The following is a 19,120-nucleotide window of genomic DNA, read 5'->3' as shown; positions in this document are numbered from 1 at the left end:
TTCAGACGTGTTCAAGCGGCGTGAGAAAAAACCGATCCTGATCGCCGCGCGGGATGCTTTGTGGCCGCGCACGGGATGGTCCCGTGCGTTCCAGTATGTCAAGCACCGCATAAACCGTCTTCCCGACCGTCCCCAGCGCATTGCCCGCGGGATTGCGGCAGGTGTTTTCATCTCGTTTACGCCGTTTTTCGGGCTGCATTTCTTTGGGGCGGCTGCCATTGCGTGGCTGCTGCGCGGCAATATGATCGCCTCCATTCTGGGGACGTTTTTCGGCAATCCTCTGACCTTCCCGATCATCGCGGTTTTCTCGACGCAATTCGGGCGGCTGATTCTCGGGCAGGACCGTCCGCGTCAGGCTTTGGGGCAGGGCGGCTCTATCCTGACGCCCGATCCACAGGCGGCCAGCACGCTGGGCGAGGTTTTCGCGAGGGCAGGCCATGATCTGGTGCATAACTTCTGGGCGCTGTTTACACCTGCGCGACCGGAATGGGGCGGGTTGCACCAGTTTTTCTCCGATGTCTGGCTGCCCTATCTGGTTGGCGGGCTGTTGCCGGGGCTGATTGCGGCGGTGGTCATGTATTACGTCACCCTGCCGTTTATTTCGGCCTATCAGAACCGCCGCCGCGCCAAGCTGAAAGAGCGCCTTGAGCAGGCGCGTGCGAAACTGGCGGCCCGCTCGCGCGAACGCAGTGAACGGCGTGTCGCAGGGCGCACGAATGACACGGCTGCCAAGCACGAGGGCTGATCGGCCCATGTCAGATTGGGGTTCAATCTGGCGCATAGACACGCCATACTCTGTGCCGGATGATTGCCTTGAAGGTTGGCCCTGAAATGTCGAAGAAACTACGTCTTGGCGTGAATATTGATCACGTCGCTACAATCCGTAACGCGCGTGGATCGTCCTATCCCAGCCCGGTGCGGGCGGCGAAGCTGGCGGAAGCGGCGGGGGCCGACGGGATTACGGCACATCTGCGCGAAGACCGTCGCCACATCCGCGACAGTGATATCGAAGCTTTGCGGGCCGAACTGAGCACGCCGCTGAATTTCGAAATGGCCCCCACACCCGAGATGCAGGCGATCGCGCTGCGCCATATCCCGCATGCCTGCTGCATTGTGCCCGAAAAGCGCGAAGAGGTCACCACCGAGGGCGGGCTGGATGTGGCCGCAGATCAGGCGCGGCTGACGGAATATGTGAAGCCGCTGGTCGATGCGGGGATCCGTGTGTCGATGTTTATCGGCCACGAACCCGCCCAGATCGAGGCTTCGGCCCGCATCGGCGCGCAGGTGATCGAGCTGCATACGGGCCATTACTGCGATATGCATTTCGCGGGCCGCTTTGACGAACGCGATGCCGAGCTGGAGGCGCTGGCGGCAGGGGCGGCCTATGCGGCCGAGCTGGGCCTGGAGGTGCATGCTGGCCACGGGCTGACCTATGACACGGTTTCGCCGGTGGCCGCGATCAAGCAGATCCGCGAACTGAATATCGGTCATTTCCTTATTGCCGAAGCGGTGTTTCTCGGGCTACGTCCCGCCGTTGAACATATGCGCCACCTGATGGATGCGGCGCGCGGATAAACGAGTTTTTGCGGAAATCATTCAATGAATTATCTACGTTACCTTGCCTGTTTTGTGGGCGTGTCGGTTCTGGCCTCGGTGCTGCTTGCGGTGCTTCGGACGGCTGGTGTGCCGCTTTCGGGGGCGGCTTTCGGTGCGGTGCCGATCCTGGTCGCCGCGATGGTCGAGGGGCAGGGCTTTGCGCGTAAATACCAGCGCAGTCCCCGTGCGGGCGAGGCGTGGGGTTTTGCACTGAAGGCCTTTGTTCTGGTGGCGCTTGTCGAACTGGGGCTGGGCACGCTGGCATGGTTTTTCCTGCCCGGGGCACAGGCGGGCGTTTCTGCTGGGCAACTGCCGTTGTTTCTGGCGATCATTTTCGGGCTGACGTTTCTGCTGGTGGTTCTCATCTCGCGCTTCTTCTATAGCACCAGTGCGAAGAACTATCTGAAAGCGATGGAGAAAAAGGCGCAGAAGCTGGCCAAGAGACAGGCGAAGGCATGATTATCGGCATCGGCAGCGATCTGGCCAATATCGAGCGTATCCAGAATACGCTCGACCGTTTCGGGGACCGGTTCCGCAATCGCGTTTTTACGCCGGTAGAGCAGGCCAAGGCCGATGCGCGGGCGGATGTGGCGGGCACCTATGCCAAACGCTGGGCCGCGAAAGAGGCCTGTTCCAAGGCGCTTGGCACGGGCTTGCGCATGGGAATTTCGTGGAAGGATATGGCGGTGACAAACCTGACCACCGGCCAGCCCGTGATGGAACTGACCGGCTGGGCCGCCGAACGGCTTTTGCAGATCACGCCTGCCGGTCACGAGGCAGTGATCCATGTGACATTGACGGATGATCATCCTTGGGCGCAAGCCTTTGTTGTGATCGAGGCACGGCCTCTTTCCACCCCTTCCGGTGCTGGCCTTTCTTGACAGCGCGCGCGCATCGCGCGAAGGAAGGGCGCAACCCACAAAGGAGCAAGCCCCGAATGGCAGACAAGACGAAGTCCCAGAACGGTATCATCGAGACGATCAAGACGGTTTTCTGGGCCCTGCTCATTGCGGGCGTGTTCCGCACGCTCTTCTTCCAGCCGTTCTGGATTCCGTCGGGGTCCATGAAGGATACGCTACTGATCGGCGATTTCCTTTTCGTGAACAAGATGGCCTATGGCTATTCGCGCTATTCCTGCCCCTTCGCGGCCTGCCCGATTTCGGGGCGCATTCTGGCGCATGATCCCAAGCGCGGCGATGTGGTGGTGTTCCGTCACCCGACCAAGGGGGTCGATTTCATCAAGCGGGTGATCGGCCTGCCGGGAGACCGTATCCAGGTGCGCGAAGGTGTGCTCTATATCAACGATAAGGCCGTCAAACTGGAGAATGCACCCGATTTCACCGAGATCAAGGAACAGCAGGGCCCGCAAGGTCTGGTGCCGCGCTGCGCGAATGATCCGGTCGGGCAGGGGGGCACCTGTGTCAAAGAGCGCCAGCGCGAGACGCTGCCCAATGGCGTGACCCATGACATTCTCAATATCACAGATCAGGGCTTCTTGGATAATACCGAAGTCTTCACCGTCCCCGAAGGCGAGTATTTCTTCATGGGGGATAACCGCGACAACTCCGAAGACAGCCGTGTGCCGCTGCGCGCCGGTGGCGTGGGCTTCGTGCCGGCAGAATATCTGGTGGGCCGTGCCGACCGGATCATGTTCTCTTCGGCAGGGCGGTCGCTCTTCTTCTTCTGGACCTGGCGTCCGGATCGTTTCTTCAAGGCAATCGAGTGAAACTCTCAAGCGACATCACAGACTTCATGGAGAGGCTCGGGCATCAGTTTGATAAGCCCGAGCTGATCATTCGTGCATTGACCCATGCGTCGATCTCGACCAAGACCCGCCCCGATAACCAGCGGCTGGAGTTTCTGGGCGACCGCGTTTTGGGGCTGACGATGGCCGAGGCGCTGTTTTCTGCCGATAAGGCCGCGACCGAAGGCCAGCTTGCGCCGCGTTTCAACGCGCTTGTGCGCAAGGAAGCCTGTGCCGAGGTCGCGCGCGAAATCGATCTGGGGGCGGTGCTGAAGCTGGGGCGGTCGGAAATGATGACCGGAGGCCGCCGCAAGGAGGCGCTTCTGGCCGATGCGATGGAGGCGGTGATTGCCGCCGTCTATCTGGATGCCGGTTTCGAGGTCGCCCGCGATCTGGTGCTGCGCCTTTGGGGCGAGCGGGTCGAATCCGTGGATGCCGATAGCCGCGATGCCAAGACATCCCTGCAGGAATGGGCGCAGGCCCGCCATCTTGCCCCGCCGAAATATGTGACCATCTCGCGCGACGGGCCGGACCATGCCCCCGTCTTCGAGATCGAAGCGCAACTTGAAAATGGCGAAACCGCCCGTGCCAAGGCCCGCGCAAAACGTCAGGCCGAACAGGCCGCAGCCCGAGCCCTGCTCGACCGGATGGAGAAAAAAGCATGACCGAAGAGACCCGCGCAGGCTTTGTCGCCCTGATCGGCGAGCCCAATGCCGGTAAATCGACGCTGCTGAACCGGATGGTGGGCGCGAAAGTGTCGATCGTCACGCATAAGGTGCAGACCACCCGCGCCCGTATCCGTGGTGTGGCGATGGCTGGCCAAAGCCAGATCGTCTTCGTGGATACCCCCGGTATCTTCCGCCCGCGCCGTCGTCTGGACCGCGCGATGGTGAAGGCTGCTTGGGGTGGGGCCGCAGATGCCGATGTGGTGGTTCTGCTGGTCGAGGCCCATCGTGGTTTGACCGGCGGTGTCGAGGCGATCATCGAAGCGCTGAAGGAACGCGGCGGCGACCAGCCTGTGGCACTTGCGATCAACAAGATCGATAAGGTGAAATCCGAGGATCTTCTGGCGCTGACCCAGAAGCTGAACGACGCTTTCCCCTTCGTGAAGACCTTCATGATCTCTGCCGAGCGCGGTCATGGCGTAGAAGACCTGCGCGAATGGCTGGCCGGCGAGGTGCCTATCGGTCCGTGGCTCTATCCCGAAGACCAGATCGCCGATCTGCCGATGCGCATGATCGCCGCCGAGATCACCCGCGAAAAGCTGACCCTGCGTCTGCATGAGGAGTTGCCCTATCAACTGACCGTCGAGACCGAACATTGGACCGACCGCGAGGATGGCACCACCCGTATCGATCAGGTGATCTATGTCGCGCGTGACGGCCATAAGGGCATCGTGCTGGGCAAGGGCGGCGAAACGATCAAGGGCGTATCCACCGCGGCCCGCGCCGATCTTTGCGAATTCCTTGGCAAGACCGTGCATCTGTTCTTGCAGGTGAAGGTGCGTCCGAACTGGCTGGAAGAGCGCGACCGCTATTCCGAGATGGGTCTGGATTTCAAGGACGGCGATTGATGCTGACGGCGGAATTCTGGGTGAAGGCCTATCTCAAACGGCTCGAACTTGCGAATATTCCGGCCTATGTGACGGCGCATGGCAATGATGCCTCGGGCGCGGTGCTGGTGAAATGCGCCCGCCTTGATGGCACAGCCGAGGCCTTCCAGCGCAGTTTCGACCTGATGACGGGCGCGCGCAAATGGATGTCTCTGGTGGCGGGGCCGGAGGCCGATGTCGATGCCTCGATCCGCAAACAGCGCAGTTTTGACCGCGACCTCTGGGTGATCGAGATCGAAAGCCGCGAGGGCGTGACCCTTCTGGATGAAGACGGTTTGATGGATTGAGATGGATTGGGTTGACCAAGGCACCATCCTGACCAGCCGTCCGCAGGGCGAGACGTCGCGCCTGATCGAGGTATTCACCGAGAGCCATGGCCGCCACGCGGGCATCGTGCGGGGCGGGGCCTCGCGCAAGATGGCGGCGCATCTGCAACCGGGAAGCCATGTGTCCGTCCGGTGGCGGGCGCGTCTGGCCGATCAGCTTGGGGCCTTCACCGTCGAGCCGCTTAAATCGCGTGCGGGGGCGATGCAGGACAGGCTGGCGCTGTTGGGGCTGAATTCCAGCTGCGCTCTGCTGGCCTTCGCGCTGCCCGACCGCGAGGCGCATCCGGCGCTCTATCACCGCTCCGAGCCGCTGTTTGATGTGATCGGGCAGGCCCATGAGGGCTGGATATTGGATTACCTGCGCTGGGAGATGACCCTTCTGGAGGATCTGGGCTACGGGTTGGATCTGACGCGCTGTGCGGTGACCGGCAGTTTTGACGATCTGGCCTATGTCAGCCCCAAAACGGGCCGAGCGGTCAGCCGAAAAGGTGCGGGCGATTGGGCGCCGCGCCTTTTGCCCTTGCCGCAATTCCTGCTGGGGCAGGGGCCTGCCTCGCTGGCCGAGGTCGAAGAGGGGCTGGGGCTGACGGGCTATTTCCTGAACACCCATCTGGCCCCTGCTTTGGGCAACCGCCCTTTGCCTGCGGCACGGGCGCGTCTGGTCGAGGCTTTAGCGCGGCTTTAGGGCGCGGGACGGTCGTCCAGCTTTAGCTGCAGCAGCACCAGATTGAGCCAGCGCCCGAATTTGCGCCCTACCTCCGGCATGCGGCCCGTTTCAACGAAGCCCAGCCGTTCGTGCAGCTTGATCGATCCGGGGTTGTCTTCGGAAATCGCCGCCACCATCACATGTTTGCCCGCGTCCCGCGCATGGGCAATCACTGCCTCAAGCAGCGGCGTTCCAAGCCCGCGCCCGCGCATCGACGGGTGCACATAGACCGAATGTTCGACGCTTAGCGCATAGCCGTCATGGGGGCGATAGGGGCCATAGCTGGCATAGCCCATAACCTTGCCGTCCACCTCGGTCACAAAGACCGGAAAGCCCGCAGCCTGACGCTCGGCAATCCACGCGCGACGGTTCTCGGCATCGACGAGGATCTCGTTCCAGATGGCGGTCGTGGTCTGCACCGCGTCATTGTAGATGTCCAGAATATCTTCGGCATCACTCGCACGCGCGTCACGGATCATCGCATCCCCCTAATGTTTCCGCCCAGATTGCGCGGATCACAGGGCTATGCAATCAGAATCGGGGCCCGAAGGCCCCGATGTCGCAAGATCAACCCAACAGGCGGCGGGCGATCACCTGCGCCTGAATCTCGGCAGCACCTTCGAAGATATTCAGGATGCGGGCGTCACAGAGGATGCGCGAGATCTGGTATTCCAGCGCGAAACCATTGCCGCCGTGGATCTGCAACCCGTTGTCGGCGGCCGACCATGCCACGCGCGCACCCAGCAGTTTCGCCATGCCGGCCTCAAGGTCGCAGCGGTGGCCGTGGTCCTTTTCCCAAGCCGAGAAATAGGTCAGCTGGCGGGCGATCATCGTCTCGGTCGCCATGATGGCCAGCTTGCCTGCCACCCGCGGGAATTCGATCAGCGATTTGCCGAACTGCTTGCGGTCGATGGCATATTGCATCGCCACCTCACAGGCCGATTGCGCCACGCCGACGGCACGGGCCGCCGTCTGGATGCGCGCGGATTCGAAGGTCTCCATCAGCTGCTTGAAGCCCTTGCCTTCCTCGCCGCCCAGAAGGTTCTCGCCCTTCACGCGGAAGCCGTCGAAGCCGAGTTCATATTCCTTCATGCCGCGATAGCCCAAGACCTCGATCTCGCCGCCGGTCATGCCCTCGGTAGGGAAGGGGTTGTCATCGGTGCCCGGCGTCTTTTCCGCGAGGAACATCGACAGACCCTTATAATCGCTGGTCGAAGGATCGGTGCGGGCCAGAAGGGTCATCACATGGGTGCGCTGCGCATGGGTGATCCATGTCTTGTTGCCGGTGATCACCCAGTCATCGCCATCCTTCACCGCGCGGGTCCGCAAAGACCCCAGATCCGAGCCGGTGTTCGGTTCGGTAAAGACGGCGGTGGACAGGATCTCGCCCGAGGCCAGACCGGGCAGCCATTTCTGCTTTTGCTCTTCGGTGCCGCCGCAAAGGATCAGCTCTGCCGCGATTTCCGAGCGCGTGCCCAGCGAGCCCACGCCGATATAGCCGCGCGACAGTTCTTCGGTGACCACGGCCATCGCCGCCTTCGACATGCCGAAGCCGCCATATTCCTCGGGGATGGTCAGGCCGAAGACGCCCAGTTCGGCCAGTTCCTCGATGGTCTCCATCGGGATCAGCTCGTCCTTCAGGTGCCATTCATGGGCGAAGGGTTTTACCTTTTCCTCGGCGTAGCGGTAGAATTGCTCGCGCACCATCTCCAGCTCTTCGTCCAGACCGGAGGTGCCGAAGATCGAGCGGCCCTGCAGCTCGCGCAACTCGGCAACCAGCATCTGGCGGGCCTCGGGGCTGTTGCCGCGGGTCATCAGTTCGCGGGCTTCTGCCGACGGGGTCCAGCTGATCTCCAGATCCGACAGGCGCGCGATCTCGCCCTGGCTCATCGGGATGCCACCCGCGATCTGGTTGAGATATTCGCCAAAGCCGATCTGCAGCAGCAGACTGTCGATCACACCCAGACCGTTCTCGCTGGAACGCAGCGCCCATGCCTGAAGCTGTTTGAGGCTTTCCTCATAGGTGGCCAGCCATGCCAGCGCATGCGCCTGAAACTGGTGCGCCTCCAGTGCGGCACCCGATACGCGTCCGTCAACGGTTACCTTGTGGCGCAGCGCCTCTTTGGCCTGCGAGACCAGTGTGGCGATCTCGGGCAGGGTTGCCCCCGTCACTGTCGTCAGATCCGCCAGAATGCCAGTCATGCTCATCTCCGCCCCATCATGCGCCATGAATCAGTCCTCCCTGAGTGGACTTCCTTGTAATCCTTTTGCAGTCGCAGCGCAATAAAAAACCAAAATAGAGTTACAATTTGATCCAATGTTACCCTTTGGAAAATATAGTCTCGACTATTCAAGCGCTTCTACGGGCTGTAAGCATGGTCACAAGATTGCGAGGAGGGGTGCAATGTTCGGGATGGAAATCTGGCAGCTTGCGGTGGCCGTCGGGGTGGCGGTGATTGCGGGCTTTGTAAAAGGTGCCATCGGCTTTGCGTTGCCGATGATCATGCTTTCGGCCTATGCCTCGATCTTCGACGCAGATACGGCGCTTGCGCTTTTGATCCTGCCGGTGACGGCCACCAATGTGGCGCAGGCGCTGCGGCAGGGCTGGCGGGCGGCTTGGGAGACGGCGGTGCAATACCGGCTGCATCTGGTCACGCTGCTGGTCTGTATCGCCATCAGCGCCAATTTCGTCACGGTGCTGCCCAAGGCGTTGGGCTACGCGCTGTTGGGCGTGCCGATTATCCTTTACACGGCGTCGGAAATTCTGGGCTACGGGCTACGCTTGCACACCCGCCATGCGAAACGCTTCGAGTTCTGGTCCAGCGTTGTGGGCGGCTTGTTTGGCGGGATCTCCGGCATCTGGGGGCCGCCGCTGATTGCCTATCTGATGTCGATGAAGGTCGAGAAGACCGAAGCCATGCGGATCATGGGCGTGTCCTTTTTTGCGGGCGGGGTGATGCTGACGGGCGCGCATCTGATGACGGGAGTGATGAATGCCCATACCTTCCCGATGTCGGCGCTTCTGGTGATTCCGTCTTTTGCTGGGCTGTGGCTGGGATTCTGGGCGCATGACCGGCTGAATGCGGTGCTGTTCCGGCGCGCGACCCTGTTTGTGTTGCTGCTGACGGGCATCAATCTGCTGCGCAAGGCGTTTATGGGCTAGTGTTGTGCCTGTGCGGCCTTCGCGCTATGCGAGGGGAAACCCCTGACAGGAGCCCAGCCCATGCCTATTGATCCCGTCGACCTCAGCGCCCAGCTGATCCGCTGCCCCTCTGTCACACCGCAGGAGGGGGGCGCTTTGGTGCTTCTGGAGGGCATGCTGAGCGAGGCGGGCTTTGCCTGCACGCGCGTGGACCGCGGCGGCGTGTCCAACCTCTTCGCCCGCTGGGGGGCGAAGAATGCGGCCAGGTCTTTCGGCTTTGGCGGCCACACCGATGTGGTGCCGGTGGGCGACGAGGCCGCTTGGACCAAGCCGCCGTTTTCCGGCCTGATCGAGGATGGGGTTCTTTGGGGGCGCGGGGCCACCGATATGAAAACCGGCGTGGCGGCCTTTGTTGCGGCGGCGGTGGATTTCGTGAAGGATACGCCACCTGATGGGGCGATTGTCTTCGTGATTACCGGCGATGAGGAAGGCCCTGCCAAGGATGGCACCGTGGCCGTTCTGGACTGGATGGAGGCTGAAGGCGAGACGATGTCGGTCTGTCTGGTGGGCGAGCCGACCTCTCCGGAAGTGTTGGGCGATATGATCAAGATCGGGCGTCGGGGCTCGGTGACCTTTGATTTGGTTGCCGAGGGCGTGCAGGGCCATGTCGCCTATCCGAATCGGGCCAAGAACCCGCTGCATGCGCTGGTGGATCTGCTGGGGCGCATGAATGCCCAGCCGCTGGACAATGGCACCGCGCATTTCGACCCGTCTTCCTTGCAGGTGACCACCATCGATTGCGGCAATACGGCCAGCAATATCGTGCCTGCCCGTGCGACGGCGCAGGTGAATATCCGCTTCAACGATGCCCATAGCGGGGCTTCGCTGACCGAATGGGCCGAAGGCTTGGTGGCAGAGGTCGCGGCAGCCACGGGTGTGAAGATCAGCCTGACGGCATCTATCTCGGGTGAAAGCTTCTATACCGCGCCGGGGCCTTTCGTCGAGCTGGTCTCCGATGCGATCGAGGCCGAATGCGGTCTCCGGCCGGAACTCTCCACTTCGGGCGGCACCTCGGATGCGCGGTTTATCAAACACCATTGTCCGGTGCTGGAATTCGGTCTGGTCGGCAAAACCATGCATAAGGTCGACGAGCGGATCGAAACCGCCCAGATCACCCAGCTTAAGGCGGTCTATACCCGCATCCTTCAGGGCTATTTCGCATGAGAAGCTGCGAGGAGGTCACTGATTTGACGGATGTCCACGCGCTGCGCCGCGCGGTTTTCATCGAGGAACAGGGCTATAGCGAGGCCGAGGAATTCGACGGCCGTGATGCAGAGGCCCTGCAGATCCTGATGCGCGAGGGTGATCAGCCGATTGCCACCGCGCGGGTGTTCCTTGAGGGCGAGACCGCCAAGATCGGGCGCATCTGCGTGGCGAAATCGCATCGCGGCTTGGGGCTTGGCGCCGAGATCCTGCGTGATGCGATGGCGCGGGCCAAGGCGAGGGGCTGCGCCAAGGCCATGCTTAGCGCTCAGGTGCAGGCGATCCCCTTCTATGAAAAACTGGGCTACACCGCCTATGGCGAGACCTATCCCGATGGCCATGTGCCGCATCGCGATATGGTGGCGCCGCTTTGATCTTTCCCGCGTGACGGAAATCGCGCGCCATGCTAGGCAAAAATCATGACAACACAGATTCCGTCCCGCAGCCAGATCCTCGATTGGCTCAATGATAACCCGACCACGACCTCCAAGCGTGATATTGCCCGTGCCTTCGGCATCAAGGGCCAAGCCAAGATCGAGCTGAAGCGCATCCTGCGCGAGATGGAGGACGAAGGGCTGGTCGAGCGCCGCCGCAAGTCCTTCCGCGAGCCGTCCAAGCTGCCGCCGGTGACGGTGCTTGAGGTGCTGCGCCCCGACAGCATGGGCGATCTCTGGGCGAAACCCCTGGAATGGGAAGGCGAGGGGGCCGAGCCTCTGATCCTGATGATCCCCAAAGCGGGCGAAGAGGCTTTGGGGCCGCATGACCGCGTGCTGGCGCGGCTGACCGAGACACCCGACGAGCAATATGACTATGAGGCCCGCCCCATCCGCAAGATCGGCTCGGCGGCGAAGAAGGTCGTGGTTGGCATCTTCCGCAAGACCGCCGAGGGCGGGCGGATCGTGCCGATCGACAAGGGGCAGGACAAGGAATGGCATGTGCCGCAGGCTGCCGCTATGGAAGCCCGCGACGGCGAGCTGGTCGAGGCCGAACAAAGTGCCCCGCGTGGCCGCATGGGCCTGCCGCTGGCGCGCATTATCGCGCGTCTGGGCGACCCGACTGCGCCCAAGGCCGTGTCGCTTATTGCGATCCATCAGCATGGTATCCCCGACCGTTTCCCCGATGAGGTGATCGCCGAGGCCGATGCCGCAAAGCCCGCCGGTATGGAGGGCCGTGAAGACCTGACGCATATGCCCTTTGTCACCATCGATCCGGGTGATGCGCGTGACCATGACGACGCCTGTTTCGTCGAATATGACCGCGATCCGGCCAATGAGGATGGCACGATCCTTTGGGTCGCCATTGCCGATGTGGCGCATTATGTGACGCCCAATTCCGCGCTGGACCGCGAGGCGCGGATGCGCGGCAATTCGAGCTATTTCCCCGACCGCGTGGTGCCGATGCTGCCCGACCGTCTGTCGGGCGATCTATGTTCGCTGCATGAAGGCGTGTCGCGGGCGGTTCTGGTGGCGAAAATGACCATTGATGCCGATGGCAACAAGGTCCGCCACAGCTTCCACCGTGCGATGATCAAATCGGTCGCCTCGCTGGAATATGGTCAGGTGCAGCGCGCGCAGGATGGCAATCCCGACGAGCAATGCGAACCTCTGATGGAGGAGGTGATCGAGCCGCTTTACGATTGCTACGCCGCCCTTCTGCGGGCGCGGGCGCGTCGTCAGCCGCTGAACCTTGACCTGCCCGAACGCAAGATCGTGCTGTCCGATAGCGGCAAGGTGCTGTCGATCCAGTTCAAGGAACGGCTGGATGCGCATAAGCTGATCGAAGAATTCATGGTGCTGGCCAATGTGGCCGCTGCCGAAGAACTTGAACGTCTGCGGCGCCCGCTTCTGTATCGCGTGCATGAAGAACCCAGTCAGGACAAGCTGGAGTCCTTGCGCGAGGTCGCGCAGGCTTCGGGCTTCAAGCTGGCCAAGGGGCAGGTCCTGCGGACCTCGCATCTGAACCACCTGCTGGAGCAGGCATTGAACAGCGATTTCAACGAGCTGATCAATATGTCTACGCTGCGGACCATGACGCAGGCCTATTACTACCCGCAGAATTTCGGGCATTTCGGTCTGGCGCTGAAATCCTATGCGCATTTCACCTCGCCCATCCGCCGCTATTCGGACCTGATCGTGCATCGGGCGCTGATCTCGGGGCATGGATGGGGCGATGATGGCCTGAGCCAATGGGATATCGAGCACCTCGAAGAGACGGCCAAGCAGATTTCCGATACCGAGCGCCGGTCGATGGCGGCGGAACGCGATACGACCGACCGCTATCTGGCGGCCTATCTGTCGGAACGTGTGGGCAACGAGTTCACGGGCCGCGTGTCGGGCGTGCAGGGCTTTGGCCTGTTCATCCGGCTGGATGAGACGGGTGCCGACGGGATGATCCCGATCCGTGCCATCGGCAACGAGTTCTTCCATTTCGACCGCGAGGCCCAGACGCTGACCGGTGCCGACACCGGCATCGAGATCACTGCAGGCATGCGGGTTCTGGTGCGTCTGGTCGAGGCCGTGCCGGTGACGGGTGGGCTGTTGCTGGATCTGTTGCAACTGGAAGGGGCCGAGCTGCCCTCGTCGCGCCGCTCGGCACGGCGCAAGGGGCGGCCCGGCACATCGGCTCCGCGCAAGATTGGCGCTCTGAAGGCTAAAACCCGCGCCAAGGCCCGTAAGGTCAAGCGCGAGCGGAAGTCAAAGTAACCACTCGATCGGCAGGAACGATCCTGCCACGATCAGCAAACGCTGCCACCACGAGGTATAGGGCTCGTGGTGCCAGATTTCCGTGCCCTGATCGGTGGTGCGTTCCCAGCGGATGCGCTTGTGTTCGCGCGTCAGTTTCCATGCCGCAGCGGGAATAACGCTTTCAAAGCCTTTATGCAGGTGCTCCGCCCAGTCCTTATCGTGGATCACGATCCCCATTTCGGTATTCAGCAGAAGCGAACGCGGATCGAAGTTGAAGGTGCCGATAAAGACCTTCTCGGTATCGACAGACAGGATTTTGGCATGCAGTTTCGTGCGCGCAAAGGGCGAGGTCCCGCGGCGGTGATGCCCGATCAGCCCACGGCGGAACTTGACATGTTCGTCATGGGCGAATTCATAGATCTCCACCCCGCCCGACAGCAGTTTGCGGCGCTGGCCCGAATAGCCGGTATGGACGATGGGCTTGTCCGAGGAGGCCAGCGAATTGGTCAGTACCCGCACCTTCACCCCTGCTTTGGCCAGTTTGATCAACTGGCGGCGGCCCGCATTGCGCGGCACGAAATAGGGCGAGATTATATCGAAACGGGTGGTGGGCGTGCCCATCGCCATATGCATATTGGGAAACAGCAGGTTGCGGCGGCGCGCACGGCCCAGAACCTTTTCGGGCGCATCATAAAGCAGCTTGACCTCGGCTTCACGCAGATTGGGGCGGCCTGCCTCCAGTTCCTCCGTGGTCGGGGTTTCGGCCAGAAGCGCCAGAAAGTTCTGCGCATCCTCACTTTTGACGCGCTCTGCATTCTGCGCCGCGCCTGTTCGGGTGTCCTCTAACAGCCGGTCGGGCAGGATGGTGTCTGCGGGCCATGTCGGTTCGGAATTCCAGTAGGTTTCGAATTCCTCGCGGGCCTCGCATGCGGCGCGGCCCATCACGAGCGCGTCGAAATCCATGAAGGTGCCCATGCGGGCGAGATCATTGTAATATTCATCCCCCACATTGCGCCCGCCAACCACGGCGGCGCGCCCATCGACCACCAGCGCCTTGTTATGCATGCGCCGGTTCAGGCGCCGGAAATCCATTGCATAGCCCAGAAGCCGCATGCCGCGCAGCGGGAAGGGGTTGAAAAGCCGAACTTCGATCCGAGGATGGGCATTCATCCACGCGATCCGCGCGTCAATCGGTTTGGTCGCGTTATCGTCGATCAGAAGGCGCACCCGCACACCGCGCTCCGCCGCTTTGTGCAGGGCCTCCAACATCAGGCTTCCGCAGGTATCGGGACGCCAGAGATAGTATTGCACCTCGATACTATGTTCGGCCATCTCGATCAGCTTGAGGCGGGTCGCGAAGGCCTCGATGCCATCCGGAAGCGGAAGCACACCGGATATCGAGAGATCGGGCCAGATCCCTGCCAACCGCGTCTTTTCCGGCAAGGCGAGAACCTCGGGGGGCAGGTCGGGGCGTTCGGGGAGGCGCGTGCGTGTCCAGAGCCAGAGAAAAGCCATAAGGCCAAGGACGAGAATACCGAAAATCATAGGCCACCACGGTCTGTTACAGTGCAAAGCTAGCGCGTGGGGCAAAAATGGAAAGGGCCGGGAAATCCCGGCCCTTCTTAACGGTCTTCGCTCGGGGGTCAGCCGATCGCGACGGCTTTCACTTCGTCGTCGATATAGGGAACATATTGCTCGAAATTGTCCGAGAACATTTTCACCAGTTTGGCGGCCTGCGCGTCATAGGCGTTCGGGTCGACCCACGTGTCGCGCGGGTTCAGAAGCTTGGTGTCAACGCCAGCCACCAGAACCGGAACTTCGAAGCCGAAATTCGGATCTTTGCGGAACTGGACCGCATCCAGCGACCCGTCGAGTGCGGCATCGAGAAGCGCGCGGGTGGCCTTGATGGGCATACGCGAGCCTTCGCCGAACTTGCCACCGGTCCAACCGGTGTTCACCAGCCAGCAGGATGCACCATTCTTTGCGATCTTCTCGGCCAGCAGCTTGCCGTAGACTTCCGGACGACGCGGCATGAAGGGCGCACCGAAGCAGGTGGAGAAGGTCGGGATGGGCTCGACCACACCGATTTCCGTGCCCGGAGTTTTCGAGGTGAAGCCCGAAAGGAAGTGATACATGGCCTGCGCAGGGGTCAGGCGTGCGATGGGCGGCAGAACGCCATAGGCATCGCAGGTCAGCATGATCACGTGTTTGGGGCTGCCACCGACCGAGGTTTCCGACGCATTCGAGATGTAATGCAGCGGGTAGGCACAGCGCATGTTGTCGGTGATCGAGTTGTCTTCGAAGTTGAGATCCAGCGTCTCGGGATCGAAGGTCATGTTCTCGACCACGGTGCCGAACATCGAGCAGGTTGCGTAGATCTCGGGCTCGGCTTCGGCCGAGAGGTTGATCGTTTTCGCGTAGCAGCCGCCTTCGAAGTTGAAGATGCCCTCGTCCGACCAGCCATGCTCGTCATCGCCGATCAGCGTGCGCGACGGGCTTGCCGAAAGCGTGGTCTTGCCGGTGCCCGACAGACCGAAGAAGATGGCCGCATCATCGGGATTATCGATGGCGTGGTTGGCCGAGCAGTGCATCGGCATGATGCCATTACCGGGCAGGATGTAGTTGAGAAGGGAGAACACGCCCTTCTTGTTTTCGCCCGCATATTCGGTGTTGCCGATGAGGATGAGCTTCTTCGAGAAGTTCAGCGCGATCACCGTTTCCGAGCGGCAGCCGTGGCGTTCGGGGTCAGCTTTGAAGCTCGGGCAGTTCACGATGGTGAATTCCGGAACAAAGCTGTCCAGCTCGGAACGCTCGGGGCGGCGCAGCATGGTGCGGATGAAGAGGTTGTGCCATGCGAGTTCGGATACCACGCGCACATCAAGACGATGCGCCGGATCGGCACCGCCGAACAGATCCTGCACGAAGTAGTCGCGGCCCGCCATATGCGCGAGCATATCGGCATGCAGCAGATCGAACTTGTCTTCGTCCATCGGATTGTTGTTTTCCCACCAGATGGTGTTCTCAACTTCGGGGGTGCGGACAACAAACTTGTCTTTGGGCGAGCGGCCGGTATGCGCACCGGTCGTGCAATAGAATGCGCCGCCCTTACCAAGGGTGCCTTCATTGCGTTTGAGCGCCTCTTCGACCAGCGCCGGCTCGATCAGGTTGTAATAGACATTGCCCAGTCCAGAAATGCCTTGATCTTCCAGGCGCTGTGCCGGGTTCACGTGTCCGATGATCATCTGTAGCTCCCGAATGCCGTCGTAGTGCGGCGGTTCAATGGAATCCTCCCGATCCATCCGGGCCTTGGACGGATCGCCTTCGGTGCCAGAAGTGCACCGGATAATCGACCATATACCACGCTAAAATCTTTAGGGAACACAGGGTGCGCTACCGTTAGCGTTATCATTTGCACTTTAGCGCAACCAAACCTGAGACATAGTGACACAATCTTGTCAGTTAACCCTAAATTGAGGCTTTTGGGATGCAATCGCAGGCGGAAACGATGCGCGTTTCAGCTTCGTGTTGATTCTTCCCCTATGGATGCCGATGATGCCGAATAACTATAACCGTCCGGAAGAATGAGGGGGCAGGCTCATGTCGCGAATTGCTTTGGTCGATGATGATCGCAATATTCTTACATCGGTAGCCATGACCCTTGAGGCGGAAGGCTTCGATGTCGAGACCTATAATGACGGTCAGGCGGCACTGGATGCGTTCAACAAACGTCTCCCCGATATGGCCGTGCTGGATATCAAGATGCCCCGTATGGACGGGATGGATCTGTTGCAGCGTCTGCGCCAGAAAACGACGATGCCCGTAATTTTTCTGACCTCGAAAGATGACGAGATCGACGAGGTTCTGGGGCTGCGTATGGGCGCGGATGACTATGTCAAAAAACCCTTCAGCCAGCGCCTTCTGGTCGAGCGGATCCGCGCGCTTTTGCGGCGTCAGGACGCGCTTGAGGGGCGGACGGAAACGGCTGTAACCGAAGAGACAAAGGTGATTACGCGTGGTGCGCTGGTGATGGACCCGCTGCGCCATTCGGTCAGCTGGAAGGGGAAGGACGTTACCCTGACCGTCACGGAATTCCTGCTGTTGCAGGCTCTGGCGCAGCGCCCGGGCTTTGTGAAATCGCGCGATCAGTTGATGGATGTGGCCTATGATGATCAGGTCTATGTCGATGACCGCACGATCGACAGCCATATCAAACGCCTTCGCAAGAAAATGCGTAGCGTTGACGAGGATTTTTCGGCCATCGAAACGCTTTATGGCATCGGTTACCGTTATAACGAAGAATGAGCATCGCGGGACGGATCGGGTTGAGCCTTGGGATGAGTACCAAGAAACGGAACACGGAAACGACGGCGGTCGATCTGGGGGAGGACTGGGTCGCGGGCAGTGGCGCTGTCGATGATGGCATTGCCAAGCGACGCGAGAAGCGGAGCCTGATCTCGTTGAACCGCTCGCCTCTGGCGCGCAAGATCATCACCTTCAACCTTTTGGCAATGGTCGTGCTGGTGGCGGGGGTTCTGTATCTGAACCCGTTCCGTGATAGTCTCGTTGTGCAGCGCGAAAATGCGATTGTTGTCGAGGCCGAGCTGATCGCCGATGTGTTCGAGGCGAGACTGCCGAAGACTGCGCCGGTCAATCTGGCGGCGGGGGACGGTATCGATGTTGTCGATACGCTCTCAGGGGTCCAGCTTCCGGCGGGGTCTGCGCTGTATGTCTTTGATGCTGCTGGGAATCTTCTGATCAGTTCCGATGACGTGGCCACTGCGCCTGCAGCGGATGTAACGGGGCGGCGCGACGATACTCGCTCGACGCTGATCACCGATATTCTCGGGCGCGGCTGGGAGCTGGCCTCCTCGCTGATCCATCGCGGGGAGGGCGGCGCGCCGGTCAGCACGCAGGTCATCGCGCAGGATCTCAATGCCGAGCTGAGCCCCGGTGTGACCCGCATGGATACCCGTCGTGATATCAGTGGCGCGACAATTTTCTCTGTGGCAACGGGGATCTATCAGGATAACCGCATTGTGGGGTCGATCGCGCTGACCTCGGCTGCGGGCGAAATCGACCATCTGGTGCGGGTCGAGCGCGAGCAGGTTCTGCAGATGTTCGTGATCGCGATCATCGTGTCGATCGGGTTGTCTCTGGTGCTTGCGTCAACGATTGCCAACCCGATTTCCGATCTTGCCGCCGCCGCCGAGATCGGCAGCGAGCGTCATGCCCGCAAGATGAGCCCGTCGCGCGTGCGCATCCCCGATCTGTCGGCCCGCCCCGATGAGATCGGTCGCCTTTCCGGTGCGTTGCGCGGCATGGTCACGGCACTTTACGACCGTATCGACGCCAATGAACAATTCGCCGCCGATGTCAGCCACGAGATCAAGAACCCGCTTGCCAGCCTGCGCTCTGCCGTGGCGTCGCTGCGCATGGTGAAAAAGGAAGAGCATCGCGAGAAGCTTCTGGATGTGATCGACCATGACGTGCGTCGTCTGGACCGGCTGGTTTCCGATATTTCCAATGCCTCGCGCCTCGATTCCGAATTGGTGAAAGAGGAAGAAGAAGCCTTCGACCTGATTCATACGGTCGATAACCTCGCGCAGTATCTCGGGGCTCAGGCGAAGGAAAAAGGGGTTGATTTCATCACCGACCTGCCGTCGGACCCGATCATTATTAATGGCCTCGAAGGGCGTCTGGCGCAAGTCTTCGTCAACCTGATCACCAATGCGATTTCCTTCAGCGAAGAGGGGGATGCCGTGCGGGTCTGGGCGCGCAAGCGTGATAACCGCGTGCTGGTGGTGGTTGAGGATACGGGGCCGGGTATTCCGGAAGAGGCGCTGTCGAAAGTGTTCAAGCGGTTCTATTCGCAGCGGCCCGAGGGGCAATTCGGCGACCATTCCGGTCTTGGGCTGGCGATCTCGAAGCAGATCGTGGAGGCGCATGGCGGTGTGATCTGGGCCGAGAATATCCGTCCCACCGATGCCGATGTTACCTCCGAGCCTCTGGGCGCGCGCTTCGTTGTCGGCCTGCCGTTCTAAGCCCAG

Annotated in this window: 19 protein-coding genes; 15 read left to right on the top strand and 4 right to left on the bottom strand. The window is 61.1% G+C overall.

Annotated features, from left to right (window positions below; genetic code table 11):
• Positions 1-7: 7 nt before the first annotated feature.
• The 9 genes from RPE78_RS03640 (at position 8) to recO (ending at position 5,963) form a co-directional block, all read left to right on the top strand.
• On the top strand, positions 8-745 hold the full coding sequence (locus RPE78_RS03640; protein WP_339108140.1) for a DUF2062 domain-containing protein: 738 nt from the start codon (positions 8-10) through the stop codon (positions 743-745).
• 86 nt (positions 746-831) lie between these two features.
• Positions 832-1,575: a pyridoxine 5'-phosphate synthase gene (locus RPE78_RS03635; RefSeq protein WP_339108139.1), complete on the top strand. Its 744-nt coding sequence runs from the start codon at positions 832-834 to the stop codon at positions 1,573-1,575.
• A gap of 24 nt (positions 1,576-1,599) precedes the next feature.
• Positions 1,600-2,055 carry an ABZJ_00895 family protein gene (locus RPE78_RS03630; RefSeq protein ID WP_406721254.1) on the top strand — a complete coding sequence of 152 codons (456 nt, stop codon included), beginning with the start codon at positions 1,600-1,602 and terminating at the stop codon, positions 2,053-2,055.
• Positions 2,052-2,477 carry a holo-ACP synthase gene (acpS, locus tag RPE78_RS03625; RefSeq protein ID WP_406721253.1) on the top strand — a complete coding sequence of 142 codons (426 nt, stop codon included), beginning with the start codon at positions 2,052-2,054 and terminating at the stop codon, positions 2,475-2,477. Before RPE78_RS03630 ends, acpS begins: the two co-directional genes overlap by 4 nt.
• Positions 2,478-2,533: 56 nt before the next feature.
• Positions 2,534-3,322, top strand: a complete 789-nt coding sequence (gene lepB, locus RPE78_RS03620) for a signal peptidase I (protein WP_339108136.1) — start codon at positions 2,534-2,536, stop codon at positions 3,320-3,322.
• Complete coding sequence (gene rnc / locus RPE78_RS03615) at positions 3,319-4,005, top strand: ribonuclease III (protein WP_339108135.1); 687 nt, start codon at positions 3,319-3,321, stop codon at positions 4,003-4,005. The genes lepB and rnc overlap by 4 nt, the downstream gene beginning before the upstream one ends.
• Positions 4,002-4,913 (top strand): GTPase Era, encoded by a 912-nt coding sequence (gene era, locus RPE78_RS03610; protein WP_406721252.1) that lies wholly within the window; start codon positions 4,002-4,004, stop codon positions 4,911-4,913. Before rnc ends, era begins: the two co-directional genes overlap by 4 nt.
• Entirely contained in the window at positions 4,913-5,239 is a 327-nt protein-coding gene (locus RPE78_RS03605) for a DUF1491 family protein (protein WP_339108133.1), read from the top strand. The genes era and RPE78_RS03605 overlap by 1 nt, the downstream gene beginning before the upstream one ends.
• 1 nt (position 5,240) lies before the next feature.
• The gene (recO, locus tag RPE78_RS03600) at positions 5,241-5,963 is read left to right on the top strand and encodes a DNA repair protein RecO (protein WP_406721251.1); all 723 of its coding nucleotides are present in this window, start codon (positions 5,241-5,243) and stop codon (positions 5,961-5,963) included.
• On the opposite strand, the gene RPE78_RS03595 is transcribed toward recO, so the two are convergent.
• Together RPE78_RS03595 and RPE78_RS03590 are read right to left on the bottom strand one after the other, a co-directional pair.
• Complete coding sequence (locus RPE78_RS03595; protein WP_406721250.1) at positions 5,960-6,463, bottom strand: N-acetyltransferase family protein; 504 nt, start codon at positions 6,461-6,463, stop codon at positions 5,960-5,962. The genes recO and RPE78_RS03595 overlap by 4 nt on opposite strands.
• Before the next feature lie 88 nt (positions 6,464-6,551).
• Positions 6,552-8,213: an acyl-CoA dehydrogenase family protein gene (locus RPE78_RS03590; RefSeq protein ID WP_406721249.1), complete on the bottom strand. Its 1,662-nt coding sequence runs from the start codon at positions 8,211-8,213 to the stop codon at positions 6,552-6,554.
• Between the two features lie 175 nt (positions 8,214-8,388).
• Between RPE78_RS03590 and RPE78_RS03585 the strand changes: the two genes are divergently transcribed.
• From RPE78_RS03585 to rnr, 4 genes are read left to right on the top strand one after another with little or no spacing between them, the layout of a single operon-like run.
• On the top strand, positions 8,389-9,147 hold the full coding sequence (locus RPE78_RS03585; RefSeq protein WP_339108129.1) for a sulfite exporter TauE/SafE family protein: 759 nt from the start codon (positions 8,389-8,391) through the stop codon (positions 9,145-9,147).
• Between the two features lie 60 nt (positions 9,148-9,207).
• Positions 9,208-10,350, top strand: a complete 1,143-nt coding sequence (gene dapE / locus RPE78_RS03580) for a succinyl-diaminopimelate desuccinylase (RefSeq protein ID WP_406721248.1) — start codon at positions 9,208-9,210, stop codon at positions 10,348-10,350.
• Between the two features lie 23 nt (positions 10,351-10,373).
• Entirely contained in the window at positions 10,374-10,763 is a 390-nt protein-coding gene (locus tag RPE78_RS03575; protein ID WP_406721247.1) for a GNAT family N-acetyltransferase, read from the top strand.
• Positions 10,764-10,808: 45 nt separating this feature from the next.
• Positions 10,809-13,091: a ribonuclease R gene (gene rnr / locus RPE78_RS03570; protein WP_406721246.1), complete on the top strand. Its 2,283-nt coding sequence runs from the start codon at positions 10,809-10,811 to the stop codon at positions 13,089-13,091.
• Here rnr and RPE78_RS03565 read toward each other — a convergent pair.
• Together RPE78_RS03565 and RPE78_RS03560 are read right to left on the bottom strand one after the other, a co-directional pair.
• Entirely contained in the window at positions 13,083-14,618 is a 1,536-nt protein-coding gene (locus RPE78_RS03565) for a phospholipase D-like domain-containing protein (protein WP_406721245.1), read from the bottom strand. The genes rnr and RPE78_RS03565 overlap by 9 nt on opposite strands.
• Before the next feature lie 98 nt (positions 14,619-14,716).
• Positions 14,717-16,315 carry a phosphoenolpyruvate carboxykinase gene (locus tag RPE78_RS03560; protein WP_339108124.1) on the bottom strand — a complete coding sequence of 533 codons (1,599 nt, stop codon included), beginning with the start codon at positions 16,313-16,315 and terminating at the stop codon, positions 14,717-14,719.
• A 355-nt stretch (positions 16,316-16,670) separates the two neighbouring features.
• Between RPE78_RS03560 and RPE78_RS03555 the strand changes: the two genes are divergently transcribed.
• On the top strand, positions 16,671-17,375 hold the full coding sequence (locus RPE78_RS03555; RefSeq protein WP_339108123.1) for a response regulator transcription factor: 705 nt from the start codon (positions 16,671-16,673) through the stop codon (positions 17,373-17,375).
• Positions 17,376-17,407: 32 nt separating this feature from the next.
• A complete protein-coding gene (locus RPE78_RS03550) occupies positions 17,408-19,114 on the top strand; it encodes a sensor N-terminal transmembrane domain-containing protein (RefSeq protein WP_406721244.1) in 1,707 nt (568 codons plus the stop codon).
• The last annotated feature ends 6 nt before the right edge of the window (positions 19,115-19,120 follow it).

Origin of the sequence: Thioclava litoralis, assembly GCF_045278885.1 — a bacterium.
In the GTDB taxonomy this organism is placed as follows: Bacteria; Pseudomonadota; Alphaproteobacteria; order Rhodobacterales; family Rhodobacteraceae; genus Thioclava; species Thioclava litoralis.
The sequence above is the reverse complement of the archived record's forward strand: the minus strand, read 5'-3'. Positions and strand labels throughout refer to the sequence as shown.